The sequence below is a fragment of the Longilinea arvoryzae genome, from assembly GCF_001050235.1.
Taxonomy (GTDB): Bacteria; Chloroflexota; Anaerolineae; order Anaerolineales; family Anaerolineaceae; genus Longilinea; species Longilinea arvoryzae.
This window is the reverse complement of sequence record NZ_DF967972.1, coordinates 3,525,578-3,540,682: the sequence shown is the minus strand read 5'-3', so window position 1 is coordinate 3,540,682 and position 15,105 is coordinate 3,525,578. Positions and strand designations below refer to the sequence as shown.

At 57.0% G+C, this 15,105-nt stretch carries 14 protein-coding genes; 2 read left to right on the top strand and 12 right to left on the bottom strand.

The annotated features are described in order from the left end of the window. Positions 1–7: 7 nt before the first annotated feature. The 7 genes from LARV_RS15885 to LARV_RS15855 are packed head-to-tail and all read right to left on the bottom strand — an operon-like array spanning position 8 to position 7,836. Positions 8–1,729, bottom strand: coding sequence for a glutamate mutase L (locus LARV_RS15885; RefSeq protein WP_075074559.1), 1,722 nt, complete (start codon positions 1,727–1,729; stop codon positions 8–10). Between the two features lie 12 nt (positions 1,730–1,741). Continuing rightward, positions 1,742–2,401 (bottom strand): hypothetical protein, encoded by a 660-nt coding sequence (locus LARV_RS15880; RefSeq protein WP_075074558.1) that lies wholly within the window; start codon positions 2,399–2,401, stop codon positions 1,742–1,744. Further along, entirely contained in the window at positions 2,402–5,428 is a 3,027-nt protein-coding gene (locus tag LARV_RS15875; RefSeq protein ID WP_075074557.1) for a zinc ribbon domain-containing protein, read from the bottom strand. Between the two features lie 4 nt (positions 5,429–5,432). Next, positions 5,433–6,050 (bottom strand): hypothetical protein, encoded by a 618-nt coding sequence (locus LARV_RS15870; RefSeq protein WP_075074556.1) that lies wholly within the window; start codon positions 6,048–6,050, stop codon positions 5,433–5,435. Beyond that, positions 6,047–6,796 (bottom strand): DUF6754 domain-containing protein, encoded by a 750-nt coding sequence (locus LARV_RS15865; protein ID WP_075074555.1) that lies wholly within the window; start codon positions 6,794–6,796, stop codon positions 6,047–6,049. Before LARV_RS15865 ends, LARV_RS15870 begins: the two co-directional genes overlap by 4 nt. Then, the gene (locus LARV_RS15860) at positions 6,796–7,065 is read right to left on the bottom strand and encodes a hypothetical protein (protein ID WP_075074554.1); all 270 of its coding nucleotides are present in this window, start codon (positions 7,063–7,065) and stop codon (positions 6,796–6,798) included. Before LARV_RS15860 ends, LARV_RS15865 begins: the two co-directional genes overlap by 1 nt. 30 nt (positions 7,066–7,095) lie before the next feature. Then, positions 7,096–7,836, bottom strand: a complete 741-nt coding sequence (locus tag LARV_RS15855) for a PIG-L deacetylase family protein (protein ID WP_075074553.1) — start codon at positions 7,834–7,836, stop codon at positions 7,096–7,098. 117 nt (positions 7,837–7,953) lie between these two features. On the opposite strand from LARV_RS15855, the gene rsmG reads away from it, so the two are divergent. Beyond that, positions 7,954–8,664 carry a 16S rRNA (guanine(527)-N(7))-methyltransferase RsmG gene (gene rsmG, locus LARV_RS15850; protein ID WP_075075267.1) on the top strand — a complete coding sequence of 237 codons (711 nt, stop codon included), beginning with the start codon at positions 7,954–7,956 and terminating at the stop codon, positions 8,662–8,664. Here the strand turns inward: rsmG and recF are convergent, their stop codons facing one another. Genes recF through LARV_RS15835 form a run of 3 tightly spaced genes read right to left on the bottom strand, consistent with a single transcriptional unit; the run spans position 8,665 to position 12,091 of the window. Further along, positions 8,665–9,897 (bottom strand): DNA replication/repair protein RecF, encoded by a 1,233-nt coding sequence (gene recF / locus LARV_RS15845; RefSeq protein WP_172797898.1) that lies wholly within the window; start codon positions 9,895–9,897, stop codon positions 8,665–8,667. It abuts the gene before it with no gap. Continuing rightward, a complete protein-coding gene (def, locus tag LARV_RS15840; RefSeq protein ID WP_075074551.1) occupies positions 9,869–10,378 on the bottom strand; it encodes a peptide deformylase in 510 nt (169 codons plus the stop codon). The genes recF and def overlap by 29 nt, the downstream gene beginning before the upstream one ends. A 45-nt stretch (positions 10,379–10,423) precedes the next feature. After that, a complete protein-coding gene (locus tag LARV_RS15835; RefSeq protein WP_075074550.1) occupies positions 10,424–12,091 on the bottom strand; it encodes a cyclic nucleotide-binding domain-containing protein in 1,668 nt (555 codons plus the stop codon). 126 nt (positions 12,092–12,217) lie between these two features. Here LARV_RS15835 and LARV_RS15830 point away from each other — a divergent pair, with 126 nt between their 5' ends. Beyond that, the gene (locus LARV_RS15830) at positions 12,218–13,639 is read left to right on the top strand and encodes a serine hydrolase (RefSeq protein ID WP_075074549.1); all 1,422 of its coding nucleotides are present in this window, start codon (positions 12,218–12,220) and stop codon (positions 13,637–13,639) included. A 4-nt stretch (positions 13,640–13,643) separates the two neighbouring features. Here LARV_RS15830 and LARV_RS15825 read toward each other — a convergent pair whose 3' ends face one another. Both LARV_RS15825 and LARV_RS20720 read right to left on the bottom strand, forming a co-directional pair. Continuing rightward, positions 13,644–14,711, bottom strand: coding sequence for an HAD family hydrolase (locus tag LARV_RS15825; protein WP_075074548.1), 1,068 nt, complete (start codon positions 14,709–14,711; stop codon positions 13,644–13,646). Positions 14,712–14,734: 23 nt separating this feature from the next. Further along, positions 14,735–14,920, bottom strand: a complete 186-nt coding sequence (locus LARV_RS20720; protein WP_152031826.1) for a hypothetical protein — start codon at positions 14,918–14,920, stop codon at positions 14,735–14,737. Between the last annotated feature and the right edge of the window lie 185 nt (positions 14,921–15,105).

The window sequence follows — 15,105 nt, the reverse complement described above, 5'->3', positions numbered from 1 at the left end:
GGTTGGGTCAATTGGTCAAAGCGGCCAGCCATTTCTTATGCATATCCCGGCGGCGGGATGCGTCCGGCGGCAGGGCGAGCGATCTGCCGCGGGCGTCGATGACCACACCGCACAGACCGCCGATGATCTTGAAGCTGCCGCCGGTCTTGCGGCGCGGATCGATTTCGGTGCGGTTGAGCGGTTCGAGGTGGATGCGCGCCACCTGGCCGGTTTTGAGCGGCAGGCTGACCAGCGCGCCCTGTTTGACTTCCGTCCGAATTTCATCTCCCTGTTCGATTTCGAGACGAACCTTGAGAATGGGCGTGCCGTAGCGTGAGTCGCTCACCGGACTGATGACCGTGCCCAGATTCTGGAAGGCAGACTCGAGCACCTGGACCGGCAGGATCGAATTGAGCGGCGCAACGGCGCCCAACGCGGCCAATAAACCGTGCGTGTCGAGCAACACCAGCCCGATTCCGACCGGTTGGATGCCATCCAGGGCGGCCAGCATGGCCTGTCCTGGCAGGGGAGCTTGCGAAAAGAAACCGCCGCTGACGACGATGGGTTCGAAGGAATGGCTCAAGCCCTGGCGCTGGGCCTCGAGATGCTGGCTGCCCAGGCGAAGAATCTGGCGCGCCATGGCCTGCTCGATGGCAAAGGTTTCACCTATGGTCGGTATGGTTTGTGGGAAAAGGCTCTTCTGATAAAGATAATCGCGCAATTCATCCTGCGGAACATGAACGCTCAACCAGGATTCGATTTCTTCGAGCTTCGAACGCTGCAAAGCAGCTCGCAATCCATAACCCGTTCCGTACGGAAGCACGTCCAGCAGCAACTTGCCGGCCTGGCCAACGGCCAGTGTGGTGGAGGAAGAACCCAGATCGATGCCCAGGACCCCTTTTTGCGGGTCATAGATATGGCTCAGAAAGCGAATCATGCGTCCAAAGGCCTGCGGAGAAGGCACAGGCGGCAGATTGGCATTGCTGGCCAGGGATTGCAGGCCGCCGATCTGATTTTGCCGGATTTGCATCACCATTTGCCCCATCACCTGTTGGGCGGGGCTGAGGTCTTCGAGGTCGATGGACGGGCGGATATTGGGCGCAATTTGCGTGGGCGCCAGTTTCTCCAGAATTTCCTTGATCTTGCGGGCAAGCACCTGATTGCCGGCGAAAAGAATCTGAGGCCGTTTTTCGGTCGGGGTCACCCGGCAGACCAGCGAGATCAATTCGACCAGCTTGCCGATCGATCGGGTGGCGCCATGTTCGGTGCCGCCGGCCAGAATAACCAGGTCAGGCGAGGCGCGCAGAATGGCGTCCATCTGGATTTCCGGCTTGCGCCGGTCGTTCAGGCCGATACTCTCGACGATCTGACTGCAGGTGGTGGAAGCCAACCGATTGGCGCTATCGACCGAAACTTCGTCCAACAGGCCCATCGTAACGATTCGCAATTCGGAGCCGACCGAAGAGATAATGACCAACCGATCCACGCCTTCGCCGGTGGGTTGGGTGGGGACGACGATACGAGCTTCAGCATCTGTGAACTCGCGTCCGGTGATTTCCTGCAGTTGCAGGATGGCCGTATGGGCCCCTTCACGGACGTCATGATAGGGGGCATTGGCGGTTGTACTCGCCGAACTCGATGCCACGAACCGATATTGCCCGTCGACGACATCGAAAAAGAGGGCTCTCGTATACAACGAGCCCAGGTCCAACACCAGAACGGATTCAGCGTCAATGAGTGAAGTTGTCATAACAATTTCGGTTTAGAAACGGAAGGCGGTCAATAGAAAAGCCAGACGTTCGATCAGCGCTGCGATGGCTGAACCGAAGACCCCGGCCAGCAATGCGCCGAAAGTGATGGCGATGAACCCTTGCCCGATCTTGCCCACCACTTCCACGAATTGCGAACGTTGAATGGTTTGATTGGCCTGCACCCTGGCCGAAAATTGGAAGTAGAACAGGGTGGCCAGTGTCCCCACCAGGATGAAAACTCCTTCAGCGATTTGCGAGAGCGGATTGCCGGAGGCAGCCGCGCTCGAAAGGTCGAACGGAGCCGCCATTGCGCTGGTTTGCGCGACCAGGGTTCCCATCACGGCGCCGCCGACGGCGACCGCAGCCCCGGCGCCAACCAGGTAAGCCATCGAAATATTGCCCAGGAAAGAGACTTTCGGGAAAAGCTTGCAAATCAGCAGCACCGAGAGGAGCAGCGGGATGAGAGTCAAATAGTTTCCGCTCAGCACCGGGAGGATCAATTTCGGCCAGATCACCTGATAGATCGCGATCACGGCCACCGCTCCGGAGGCAATCCCGACAAACAGATAGGAAACCAGTTTAAAGAATGGATTGTCACCCAGCACGTAGCTGAGAACCAGCAGTGTCAGTACAAAGCCCACGATAGTCCAGATCAGATCGGCGGTTTCCATCTATGCCCCTTTTTCCGCTTTTCCGCGCGTGATCGACGAAGCAATTGCCGTGATTAACCCGCCAACCAGGATCAATACAGCAGCCAGTAACATCCCATACTGATAGGAGCCGCGCAGCAGGGTGGCGGTTCCACTGCTCTGTACGAGACTTTCATACCCGGCGGCGCCGTTGATGCCCGAAATGATGCCCTTTACCTGGCCGGAATTGTAATAGGGCAGCAGCAGCGGAGCAGCCTGGGCGCTGGAAACCATCAACATGGGTTTTCCATCCAGCGTCGGTTGGATCTGTTCGACCCAGGTGCGGCCTTTATCCGGATCATCGGTCAGTACGATCGTAGCCGCGAAATCGCTCAAATGAGTAATACCCGCCAAAATGCCGCTGTTCCAGGGAGCGAGTTGGCCCTGAAGGGTGGCCGGAGCCGCCTGAACCGGCGAAAGGCCAAAGCTCTGCAGGCCCGTGCTTCCGCCAGCCAGATAACCCAGGTTAACCACTTTCGCGGAATCGAATTTTGCCTTGTTCAGCAGAGATTCGGCCAGAATCGATCCGGTGGGTGAGGTGGAAATGACCGTCAGACTGACATTCCGTTCGGCGAGCTGGCGAATCACCGCTTCTGAAGCGGTCTGCATTTCGCCGGAGAGTCCGGGTTCATATTCGAGCGCCAGCAACACTGCCGAACCCTGGGGAATGATCGTCTCATCACTCATGACCTGCTCGAAGGCCACTAATTCCTGCGGCAGGATATCCGGAGCCGGGAAAGACGGCAGGATATTCAACATTGGTAGAAGGATGGCCAGTATGAGTACGATGGCCACCAGGAAGCGCAGCACGCGTTTCGGCGCTTCACTTCGTTCGGCCGGGATGGCCTGGGACTGGGTCTCTTCACCGATCAAGCTTTCGATGAGCGAAGCGTGGACACGCTGTTTTTCGCTCACGCGCAATTTGACCGTATATAAAGGCGGCTTGATATATTGCCCGACCAGATCTTCGGTGGGCAGCACGCCGGAAATACCGGCCAGAGGCCCGGCTTTTTCGATGCGTTTTTCTTCAGCCGAAATTGGCTTTGGCGCGACCGTTTCGATCGGGCGCATGGATTGCAGCCAGGAGGGCAGTTCGGCGGCTTCCAGGGGTTTGTCGGAACTCTCGGCGGGATGCTCGCCCGCGGCCTGCGCGGCGGCGGCGGCTGGACCCGATTCGCCCAACCAATCGGGAATTTCGGATTGCGCGAATGGCGTGGGAGTCTCCGATTCGCTGGCGGGTTTTGCCGGGGGAATCAATTCTTCGTCCAGGGGGAGGCGCGGTTCTGCGCTTCCCGCTTGATCCAACCATTCCGGCAGATTCGCGCCGGCGAAGGGCAAATCCGTCGCCGCTTCTTCGGGTTTTTCGGCCTCGGAGGGCTCCTGGATGCCCAGCGACTGCCAGGTAAATTTCTCGTTCTGAGGTTCTTCGGAAATGGGAGCGACCGGCTCGGCGGGCTGTGAGGTCTGTTCCGCCGGTGGATATTGTTTCAACCAATCCGGAACATTTTCCGGTTCAGATGGTTTTGGTTCTTCCGTGGATTCTGGCGAAGCCTCCATCTCGGCGGCGGGTTGTTCAGGCGCCTGCCCGGGGAAATTGTTCAGCCAGGCAGGGACGTTTTCAGGCTCAGTCGGCTCGGGTTGGCCCGTGAACTCAGCCTGCGTACCGGCGGCAGGTGGTTCAGGCTCTGTCGAGGGAAAGTTGTTCAACCAGTCTGGAACGTTTGGCTTTGACTCGCCGGTGGAATCGGGCTGGGTCTCGTCCGCGAGCCGTTCGGGCTCTTGTGAGGAGAATTTGCTCAGCCAATCCGGTAATTCACCGGAAGGCTGCCCGGATTCGCCCTCTTCAGGAAGCGAGGATTCGAATGGGTGTTCGCTACTGGCGCCCGAGTCCATTACAGGTTGATGCGTACCGAACGCACGCAGCCAATCGGGCGTTTCGGGTGGATCGCCAGTCGGAGGTTCCTGACCCGGAATTTCTCCTTCCCAGGAGAAACCTTCCCCCTGACTCTGTGGGAAGTCTGAACTGGAAAATGGATTCGAAGCTGCGCCCGAGTCTGGCTCCGTGGACGGCGTTTCGCCAGATAGGCGGCTCATCCAATCGAAATCCTCACCGGATACGGCAGGTTGTTCTTCCGCGGGGAGATCTTCAGCGGCCGGCCCGGAAACAGCTTGCAGGCTGGACAACCAGTCCAGATCGGATGACTCGGCGGCTGAGGCGGGGGGTTCTTCGGCTGCCGGTTTGGATGCGTCCCTTTCTTCGGGAGCGGCGTCCTGCGAAGAAGATTCAGAACCAGTTTGAAGCCCGGCTGCCCAATCCGAATCCGAGGAGCCGGCGGCGGAAGGCTGGCCGCTGCTCTGCCGGGAAAGCCGGGTGAGCCATTCCTGGTCATCTTCCTCGAACGCGGAATTTGCCGGCGCGGAGGGTTGATCCGGGTTGACCCGATCGGGAAAATCATCCGGGGGCGTTGATTCTGCCTCTTTGCCTGCTTTCCAGGATTCAAGGTTTTTCATCCAATCCGGCGTGTCTTCGCCGGACTCTTCGGAAGGTTCGCTCGCAAAAGGCAACGAACCGGCAGCGGGTATCTCGCTCGGGCCAGAATCGCCTCTGGACATGGCCGATTCGGAGGAGCGCAAATTCTGAAGCCAATCCGCATTCCCGCCTGTTTCGGAACCCGTTGATTGACCGGAAGAAGATTGCTGGATATCGCGCAGCCATTCCGGAAGATCTTCAGAGGGTTCTTCCGCGGGCGCCGGTGGTTCGGACCGGGCCTGTTCCTCCTGGTTGTGCTGGCGAATCCGTTGCAGCCAATCTGGAGTATCCTCGGGTTGAGCATCTTCGGCAGCTTTGGCGTTGGTTTCAGGTTCTTCCCAGGCGGAAGATGCTGTACCGCTCCGCAGGCTGTCCAGCCAGCTTATCGATTCGTCCGCCAGAGGTTGGCCGCAATTCTTGCAAACGGTGGCGCCGGCGGGATTCAGAGTTTGACATTTCGAGCAGCGAATATCGGCCATGGGCTTATCCACTATACGGGCGGTCGGCGCCCATCAGAATTCGCAGACCGGTGGTCAATCCACCCAGGGCAACCCCGAGTAGGATTCCACGCGCGCCGGCAATGGGCAGCATGTTGATTGCCCCGAGAATATCGCGCAGCAGTGGAATTTGGGAACCGATCGAAAGAAAACCGCTGCCGACCACCAGAAAAACAACGGTGCTGATCACGAATAACAAAGCCATCCAGCCCTTGCGGCGCTTGAACAATCGCAGGCTCGCGTAGGTCAGGCTGACGGCCAAAACGGCCATGAGGCTGGCCTCGATGGGTATCTGAATGGAGGTAATGATATTCTGGAAAGTGCCTGAAGCCGGTCCGAGAATCAACCCTGCCACAAAGGTCGCCAGAAAAGCAATGATCAAAAAGATGCTGAAACGATCCGGTTCGCGCTTATCGCGAATCTTATGAAGGTGCACCTGCACCAGATTGATGATGGCGACCAGTGATGCGACGCCCGCCAGGCCAATGGCCCAATCGAGCAAGTAAGTGCGAAGATTCGTGAGAATCCCGAGGGGGATGAAATAACCGATTAGGATGATCATGCCGACGGCAATGGCGATGGCGGTGGCGACAGGATTTCTCATAAGATTCCCACCATTGTTAAGATGACGGCCACCAGGATGATTCCGGCTAATCCGTACCGCAGGATATCCTGGGCGCGCACGCTGGCGGTGTAGATCGGGCCAGCCTGCAGGTAGGCCGGAACGGCGTACAGCTCTTCACCGATCAAGGGCTCCTGAGTGGTGGCGTAGAGCACCGCCTGCGCGGGCAGTGAATCGCTGGCGGCCAGGGTGAAAGCGGAAACCTGATCGGCTTCTTCGGTGACGATGCCGATCTCCGGGCCAAAATTGCCAATCAAAAGGTGAGTGGAAACATGCTCGCTGCGCACGACGGGTAAAACACCGGCGACATACGAAAACGGCGTTGGACCAGCCAGACGCCCGCGGTCGGGGTCGTACTGTTCGGCGGCATTGGCGATACGGTAGGCAGCGTGCAGGCTGTCCTGACTCAGGATGGCCAGGCTGCCGCTGCCCGATGTGGCCACGGTCGGTCGGTCGCTGGCGGTGCTCAATCGGGCGATACGCTCCAGGGTTGTCAGGCCGACCAACGCCGAGGTGTTATTGCTGCTCAGCAGGTCGCCTTTACCCAGGGAGATGTGCAAGCGTGTGCCCTGTTCCACAGCCAGGCCGATGCCGCGGCGCAGGCTCATAAAAGCGGTGATGGGTCGGAAGACGGTTCGTTTTTTGTTGGCAAAGGGCAGCGAGAAGAGGATCATCAACCCCATCCCAGCCACCACGATGATCAGGCCAGCGATGCTTTCAATGCTCATTACCGGGCTTCCTCCTTACGGATAAACGCGGCAAAGGACCGGCTTTCCGCTTCGTTTTCCAGCAGGCTGGCAAATGCCTGCCATTTTTGAGTGCCGCCGCTGGTAAATAGCGGCTGACCAAGGTAAACCAGTTGTGCAAAAAGCAATTTGAGCGGACCGGCAGTTTCGATCAATACGGCAAATGGTTCGGCTAATCCCCACCGATGCAAGAATCGACCCCAAGCCGGCCAATAGGTACGGTCTGCCTGCATGGTAACAGTATAGCACATAAGCTTTCGGAAATATATGCGCATGAACTTTTATTCTGGTTTGCGAAATAGTAAGCTGCCGCCGCCCTGTTGGCTATATCTGCGCAAGGCAGCGCGCATTTCGTCCTTCCCACTCCAGAAAGAAGAGAGCTGCGAAGCATAGCAGGCCACCGCGGACTGCCAGGCATCCAGGGCGGCTTCCGAGACCGTAAACCGTTCCCGCCGCCAGTCCGATTGGATGTACGATCGCAGATTCATATTCGAATGGGCCGCATAAGGGAAATCGGCGTAGAAATGGATCGCGCGCTTTAATTTCAGCGCAGCGGTTCGAACCAGCCGGTGATCGATGTGATCCCCCATGGAAAGAGGAGCGGCCAGCCGGCAGCGGGTCGGCAAACAGCGGGCAAGTAGACCGGCCAATTCATCCACTCGCGGCAGTTCAGTGTCAGGAAGCGGCTGCCACAGGTCCTCTTCACCATTCACCAGCGGGCTGCCATCCGGCAGACGCCGGTAAATGCAATCCGGCAGGTCCAGATGCACGGCCTGTACACCCAACCGCTCACAGGCAGCGATGTCTTCAGCCCGCCGCGCCGCAACCGATTGCGTTCCGGTCCGCCAACGTTTTTCGATCTGGACCGCGAATTCGGGCGGCGGCCCAGCGGGCGGCTCACCCGCGCAGACCGTCCAAATTTCCACCCGCCCGCCGGCCTGAATTTGCTGCCAGATCATCCCGCCGCAGGAGAGCACCGCGTCATCCAGGTGGGGAGACAGAAAGATCCAATGGCTCTTCATGACCAATTATTTTAATGCACCTGTGCCGAATTGGCGCCAACTCACAAATTTGGAATCGCAAACTTTTCTAATTTTCATTTATTGCCAATTCATATCCGCAAGTATAATAAGGCTGGCATGGAAAAATTGTGTAAAGAAATGCAAGATTTGATTGGTTTGAAGCTATCCGCCCGGCAGATGGCTGCTTTTCAACGTTACGAGCAGCTCTTGATGGAGTGGAATGCGCGATTTAACCTCACCGCCGTGCGCGATGTGGAAGGCGTTCGAACCAAGCATTTCCTGGATTCCATGACCTGCATCCAGGCCTGGCGCGACAACCCACCCGGACGCTTGATCGACGTCGGTACCGGGGCGGGTTTCCCGGGTATCCCACTGAAGATCATGAATCCCGGCATGCAGCTCACCCTGGTCGAATCGGTCGGCAAGAAGGCCGATTTTTGCCGGCTGGTGGTTAAGGAACTGGGACTCGAAAAAGTCCTGGTACTGCAGGCGCGGGCGGAGGAAATCGGGCAGCAGGCCGCTCACCGCGAGCAATACGATTGGGCGGTGGCGCGAGCCGTTGCCAACCTGCCGGTGCTTGTGGAATACCTTCTTCCATTGGTCCGGATCGGCGGCGGGGTGCTGGCCCAAAAGGGTGAGGGCGGACCGGCGGAAGTGCAGCAGGCTGAACGGGCCATCAAATTGTTGGGGGGACGCTTGCGGCAGCTCAAACCGGTGCTACTGCCCGGCATTGCCGAGGAACGCTTCCTGGTCATTATCGATAAAATTGCCGGCACGCCCCCGCAATATCCGCGCCGGGTGGGCCTGGCTGCCAAAAAATCTCTGTAATTATTCCAAACTGACGATGCCGCTTTCGACCCGGCATACCTTGCTTTGAGCCACAAATTCCTCGGAGAAGAGGTGCAAATCGGTGGTGGTGAGCAGGGCCTGCTCGCAGTGGCTAAGGTATTCCAGCAGATCGGCGCGGCGTTGCAAATCCAGTTCCGCCAGCGTTTCATCCAACAGCAAAACAGGCCAATGGCCGGTTTTCTCTTTCAGCCAATCCACTTCCGCCAGTTTTAGGGAAAGCAGCGTCGTGCGAACCTGGCCGCGCGAGCCAAAATCGCCGAGGTCGATGGCGTTGCCGAGAAAGCGAATTTCATCGCGGTGGGGACCGATGGTGGTCACGCCGCGGGCTATTTCTTCGCCCCGAATTTCGGAGAGCCGCTGCAGAAAACCCTGACGGATTTTTTCAACGCCCAGGCTGGTACGTTGAAGGGTGGTTTGCATGGGCAGCGTGTATTGCCCTTCGGGCATGGGCAGGGGATCGAAGGAGGGATGGTAGACCAGGCGAAGCACTTCGGCGCCGTGCGTCAGGCGGTCGTGCGTGCGCGCTGCAAGGCGTTCCAATTCTTCGATGGCGTGAATGCGATTATAGATGAGAACGGCGCCGCGCGAAGCAACCATTTCGTCCCAATAAGCCAGCTGCCCGGGGTCGCCGCCGCGTTCATTCAGTTGCTTGAGAAGCGCATTGCGCTGGGTAATTGCCTGCGTATAGTCAGCTAAAGCCTGAGCGTAGCCCGGAATCGCCTGGGAGATCGCCAGGTTCAGGTAACGGCGTCTTTCTTCGGGCCCGCCTTCGAGAATATGCGTCATTTGCGGCAGAAGGATGACGGCCGTGAATTTACCCAAGGCTTCGTTGGCCGAGCGCTTCACCCCGTCGACCAGGATTTCCTTGCGGAGCCGGGTGCCATTTGCGCCAACGGCTTCCAAAATCAGACGTACTTCGAGGCGATGTTTGTGGGTGTCGACCTGATAATCGGCCACCAGACGGGTGACCGCCTGGGCGGACTGACCGGCAACGAAGTTGATCAACTGGCGATCGTTTTGAGCGTGAAATGAGCTGAAGGTCGCCAGATAATAGACGGCTTCCAGCAGGCTGGTTTTTCCCTGGGCGTTGTCGCCCACCAACAAAAGAATCCGCCCAGGCAAATCCATGTCCAGGCGGGTGAACGCGCGAAAATTGGTCAGTGAAAGATGCGACAGGTGCATGCTAATCGACCGGCGCTTCTTCTCCCTCACGCGGTTTCCACACTCGCGTAGCGCGATCCGTGTACATGACCCCGTCCAGATGGTCGATTTCATGCTGGAAGATGCGCGCCAGCCAGCCGCTGACTTTATATTTCACGGGTTGTCCGCGGCGGTTGAGTGCTTTGACGGTGATGGCCAAATGGCGTTCTACTTCGCCAACCAATTCTGGGATCGAAAGGCAGCCTTCGATCCCCATTTCGGTTTCTTCCGAGGTCTGGATGATCTCCGGGTTGACGATGACGTACAGTTTCTTGGGAGAATCGTCATCCTCTTCGTCTTCCTGATACTCGATGACGACCACGCGCTGCGAAACGCCCACCTGCGGGGCCGCCAGCCCGACGCCGGGGGCATCGCGCAGGGTATCCACCATATCATCGATCAGCACCTGCAGATCGGAATCGAAGTTTGTTACTTTATGCGCCTTTCGCCGTAGAACGGGATCGGGTAAGAAAACGATTTGACGAATTGCCATTTTTTCTCTCTTTACCGGGTAAATCAGTAGAACTACGGCCTTATTTTACTCGTTTTCTTCCTCTTCGTCATCCGGATTTTCTTCTCCCGCGACCGGGCCGGTAACTTCCTGGTGGTAGATTTCCAGCCATTCCGCCAGCCGACGCTGATCGTCTGCGTCGCTTTGTTGCTGTTTCTGTAATTTTTTGCTCAAGAAGCGTTCGAAAATTTCCCGTTGGACATCGGCCGGATTGAAAACGTTATTGAAGGTCAATGAGGCTTCACCAATGCGAATGTAAACCGTGCCGAAGTTCAGGATCAGGTGAATCAGGTTGGGACGCTCGTAATCGATGCTCAGGATATTTTCCAACGGCGCGGTGCGTTTTTGCTCGACGCCCAGGGGGCGTTTATAGACGTCGATGAGTTCCCTGTCTGTAATGATGTAGCGGTCATTACTCCAATCGACGTACTGGTAAAGTTCCCATAAGCCAAAGATGAGAAAGAGCAAAAGGCAGAGCAGTACTGTGGATGGAATGCTCAAAAATGTAACCGCATTGACCAGTCGAGCGATCAGCAAGGTCAGGGTCAGGAAAAGGAGTAAAGAGGGGAGAGCCACTTTACTCAATAAAATGAACCAGTGGGTTCGATAGGTGATGACCCCGTTGACTTCGGTACGCAGCATGAACAGGTTCGAAAGCGCGTTGGGCAGGGTGCCGGTGTGGATGGTCGGCTTGATCGCTTCTTCGGATGAAGATTCGGTGGGCATTTCTTCGTCGATGCCCAGGTGCTGGCGAATGGTGCTGCGGATCGTCTGACGCTTATTCCGCTGGGCGCGAATATTGGCCCGCTGGCGGCGGTTATCCAGCAGAACCTTGACCTCGGACGGCATGGAAATTCCGGGCAGGGTAATGGCGCCGGTATAGGTGCGGATGATCAAATCGCCGAAATCGAACCAACGCCCGATCTGGCTGGTGGTCACATCATCCGCCAACACCGCGTCCAGGGGGACTTCCTGGCGACTGTCATAGATCAGGATGATTTTCTCCTGAAACAAAACGCGCCGGTTGGTGATGATCGAATAGTCGTTGCTCCAATCGAAGGCCACCCAGGTCACCCAGGCTGCGCCGATCAGGGCTGTGGCCAGAATCAAATAGAAAAAGATCAGCATGTGAAGGGAGACATACAGAGAGATCCACAACGGCAGCAGCAACAGGATCATCAGACCCGGCAGGATTAGCCGGGGAATCAGATAGGCAATGTGGCGCCGGCCAATATAATAGATCGATTCGCGCGGGCCCAGCCAGGGGAAATCCAGTTGTAGAAAAAAGCGAAAACTGTCGGTGATGATTTTGAAGCGTTTCTTCAACACCGGATAACGTTCGATCAGTTCTTTTATATAATCGGCTGCAAATACCAGGACTACGATATCCGTGGCGGCTTTGGCGCTCGTCTGCCGCAGTTGGGCGGGTTCCAGAGCTTCCTGGCCAAAATAGTCGCTATCTTCCAGCACACCCAGGGACCGTTCTGCCTGATGAAACGCGCGAATGAGTTGAACGTGTCCGCTGAGAATGATATAAAATGTATCCGATTCGCTGCCCTGCTCGTATACGATCTCATTTCTGGAGAGCACCAGGGTAGGGGTGTGTTCTGCGATTTGCGCCAGTTGATCTGTGTCCAGGCCGTTAAAAAGCGACATCTGGCCGAACAAATCAACGGCTGAAGTTTCGTCACCCATGGGATAAGTATAGCGCTAAATCTGGTAGAATCGTATCTGGCGGATACGCCAATGAGGAGTTGAAAATTGCGAGGAAGAAGCTTTCCTTATTTACGTTGGATTTCGATTGTTTTAATCGTATTGGCCATGCTGTTGTTGATTATCCAACTGGTCACCTACAGCCGGATTCGGTCCAATTTCGCACTGGGCACAGTCATCGCGGGCGTACCGGTGGGTGGCCTGGACCAACAGGAAGCGGCTGAACGGTTGACGCAGGCTTACAGCTTTCCGGTGGAAATCCATTACGGCGACGCCGTAATTCAGATCAAGCCATCGGTGGTCGGTTTTGATCTGGGTTTGGAAACCATGCTGGCCGTGGCGGACCAGCAACGCGTCAACCAGGCCTTCTGGTCAGCTTTCTGGGATTATCTCTGGAACCGCCTGCCCACGCCAAGCGAAGTTCCTCTGCGGGCCACATTCTCTGAAGAACGCTTGCGCGCCTATCTGAAGGATGAAATCGCTTCCCGCTATGACCAGCCGGCCGCTGCGGCGCAGCCCGTGCCCGGCAGCACCAATTTCTCGACCGGCGCCGCCGGGTTGACATTGGATGTCGATCGAGCAGTGACCTTGATCGGCGATGCGTTGCGTTCTCCGGATGCGCGGGTCGTCAATCTGTCGGTTGTCCAGGTGTCCCCGCCGCGGCCGTCGTTCCAGAACCTGCAAATCCTGCTTCAGCAGGTCATCGACGCCTCCAATTTCGATGGCCTGACCGAATTGTACCTGATGGATCTGCAAACCGGTCAGGAGTTGAATTTTGCCTATCAAAACGGCGAGACCGTGACGCCGGGGATTGCCTTTACGGCTGCTTCGACGATGAAGATCCCGATTATGGTCTCGACTTTTAAACGCACAGACGAACCACTGCCTTCGGATTTGGCCGATCTGATGACTTTGATGATCGAACGGTCCGAAAACGATCCGGCTGATCGTTTGATGGAACAGGTAATGGATCCCAACCTGGGCCCGCTCGAACTCACCCAGGATATGGAAGACCTGGGCCTGCCCAACACTTTCCTGGCGGGATATTTCTATGCCGGCGCGCCTCTGCTGCAGCGATTTTCAACGCCGGCCAACCAGCGCACGGATGTGTACACGTCGCCGGACGCTTACAACCAGACCACACCGGCCGAAATGGGCATGCTGCTTTCGGACATCTATCAGTGTTCGCAAACCGGCGGCGGGACTTTCGCGGCGGTTTTCCCGGGGAAGATTTCTCAAAATGAGTGCCGCCAGATGATCAATTACCTGGTGCTGGACAAGATCGGCGTGCTGCTGCAGGCGGGCTTGCCCGAGGGTACTCAATTTGCGCACAAACACGGCTGGGTGACTGACCCAACCGACGGTGTCATTCACACCATCAGCGACGCCGGAATCGTTTACAGTTCAGGCGGAAATTACATCCTGACAGTTTACGTGTATCATCCCACGCAGGTGATCTGGGATCAGGCGAACGTGATGGTGGCTAAATTATCGATGGCGGTCTATAACTATTACAACCTGGCGCCTTAAGGCGTCAGGCGTGGCCCAGGAATGCGTCCTGCAAGCGGTCGGTCAATTGGGACTCGGGAATATGCATGTGGGCGCACAATTCCTTCTGTAGGTTGCGCAGCGGCGCCTGGCAGGCCTGAATTCCGGCGCTGAAGCGACTGTAGCGCCGACTCAAAGCGTTGATGCGTTGGTCCAACGTAACCAGATGGCTGCCTTCCATCAATTTATCGGCCATGAAGACGATCTTTTCCTCCCAGGTGCGCGGAGCAAGTGCCGGATTCAGCAGGTTGGTGAGAAGGTGCCGGCGGGCGATTTCCGCCAGCGCGGGCTGGCCGCGCTCGATCAGGATGTGCGCAGCGGCTTCGCCGTGATTGGTGTGTTTGTCGTGCAACGAACTGACTTTGGCCAGATCGTGTAGCATGGCGCCGCGCTGCGCCAGGAGCGGATTGACCGGCTCGCCGGCGGCGTGCATCCAGACCGCCATCTGGTATGCCGCGGCGGAAACGGCCTGAATGTGTAATTGCAGGCTGGCTGGCGCCTTTTGCTCGGTCAGCCAGGATATGGCCTGCGTCCAACCCGGCAGCCGGGGTTGCGCCAGCGCCGCCGGCAGCGCATCCAGGTGGCGGATTTCCAAGTCATGCAGCGGCATCAGGCCTGGCGCGGCGTCATCGGACGGGTTGTACCACACTGCCAGCCAACCCGCCTGCCAGGCACCGACGATATCACTCGAATAACTGTCACCGACCATGATGAATTCCGCCTCAGGGTTATATTTCCTTTCGATGGAGCGGAAGAATTCGCGCTGCGGTTTCTTGCCGTTGACGATGTGACTTGTAAAGATGTCGCCGATAAATTCAGCCAGGCCAACCCGTTGCAGGGCCGCGCGAACTTTTTCCGGATTCGAGGCAGCGGCATTGGTGGCAACAATCAATTGATTATGCTGCGAGAGCTCCGACAGGGTGGATTGAGCGCCCTCCACAGCGATGACTTCCGGCCAATCGACCATGGGACCGTTGTACTGGGGTAAATCGAGCATCAAAGTGTCCCCCCAATCAAAAGCGATGATGGTCGATGATTTTGTATTTGTATCCAAAATAGCCTCATTTCTAAAAATTATTAAGTAGTAACCGATCGTTGAATTCTACTGCGAAAGATGACCGGAAGCAAAGATGGCGCCAGCAAGTTCAATCCCGCGATGACGGTAAAGGTCCGGCGGTAGCCGAGGAGATCGACCAGAATTCCGCTCAATTCCATTCCGACGGCATTACCCTGATTGGCGACGGCCATGAGAATGGCAAACATGGATGCCGCAACGATGCAAACAGGCTGTAACGCAAAACTCGAGAACGCGGCAATTTTCTCTCCCGTGCAACGATAATGTAAAAGTATAGAAGAGAGCCGCCCTTCCGTCAACGAAGAGGCGATATCCAACGGGATATCGGCCGGCTCCAAACAAGGTATACTTGCCATAACGGTCAGAGTAAAGT

Coding starts and splice junctions, on each gene's coding strand:
- LARV_RS15885 (WP_075074559.1), bottom strand. CDS start 1,729: ATGACAACTTCACTCATTGACGCTGAATCCGTTCTGGTGTTGGACCTG.
- LARV_RS15880 (WP_075074558.1), bottom strand. CDS start 2,401: ATGGAAACCGCCGATCTGATCTGGACTATCGTGGGCTTTGTACTGACA.
- LARV_RS15875 (WP_075074557.1), bottom strand. CDS start 5,428: ATGGCCGATATTCGCTGCTCGAAATGTCAAACTCTGAATCCCGCCGGC.
- LARV_RS15870 (WP_075074556.1), bottom strand. CDS start 6,050: ATGAGAAATCCTGTCGCCACCGCCATCGCCATTGCCGTCGGCATGATC.
- LARV_RS15865 (WP_075074555.1), bottom strand. CDS start 6,796: ATGAGCATTGAAAGCATCGCTGGCCTGATCATCGTGGTGGCTGGGATG.
- LARV_RS15860 (WP_075074554.1), bottom strand. CDS start 7,065: ATGTGCTATACTGTTACCATGCAGGCAGACCGTACCTATTGGCCGGCT.
- LARV_RS15855 (WP_075074553.1), bottom strand. CDS start 7,836: ATGAAGAGCCATTGGATCTTTCTGTCTCCCCACCTGGATGACGCGGTG.
- rsmG (WP_075075267.1), top strand. CDS start 7,954: ATGGAAAAATTGTGTAAAGAAATGCAAGATTTGATTGGTTTGAAGCTA.
- def (WP_075074551.1), bottom strand. CDS start 10,378: ATGGCAATTCGTCAAATCGTTTTCTTACCCGATCCCGTTCTACGGCGA.
- LARV_RS15835 (WP_075074550.1), bottom strand. CDS start 12,091: ATGGGTGACGAAACTTCAGCCGTTGATTTGTTCGGCCAGATGTCGCTT.
- LARV_RS15830 (WP_075074549.1), top strand. CDS start 12,218: ATGCTGTTGTTGATTATCCAACTGGTCACCTACAGCCGGATTCGGTCC.
- LARV_RS20720 (WP_152031826.1), bottom strand. CDS start 14,920: ATGTTTGCCATTCTCATGGCCGTCGCCAATCAGGGTAATGCCGTCGGA.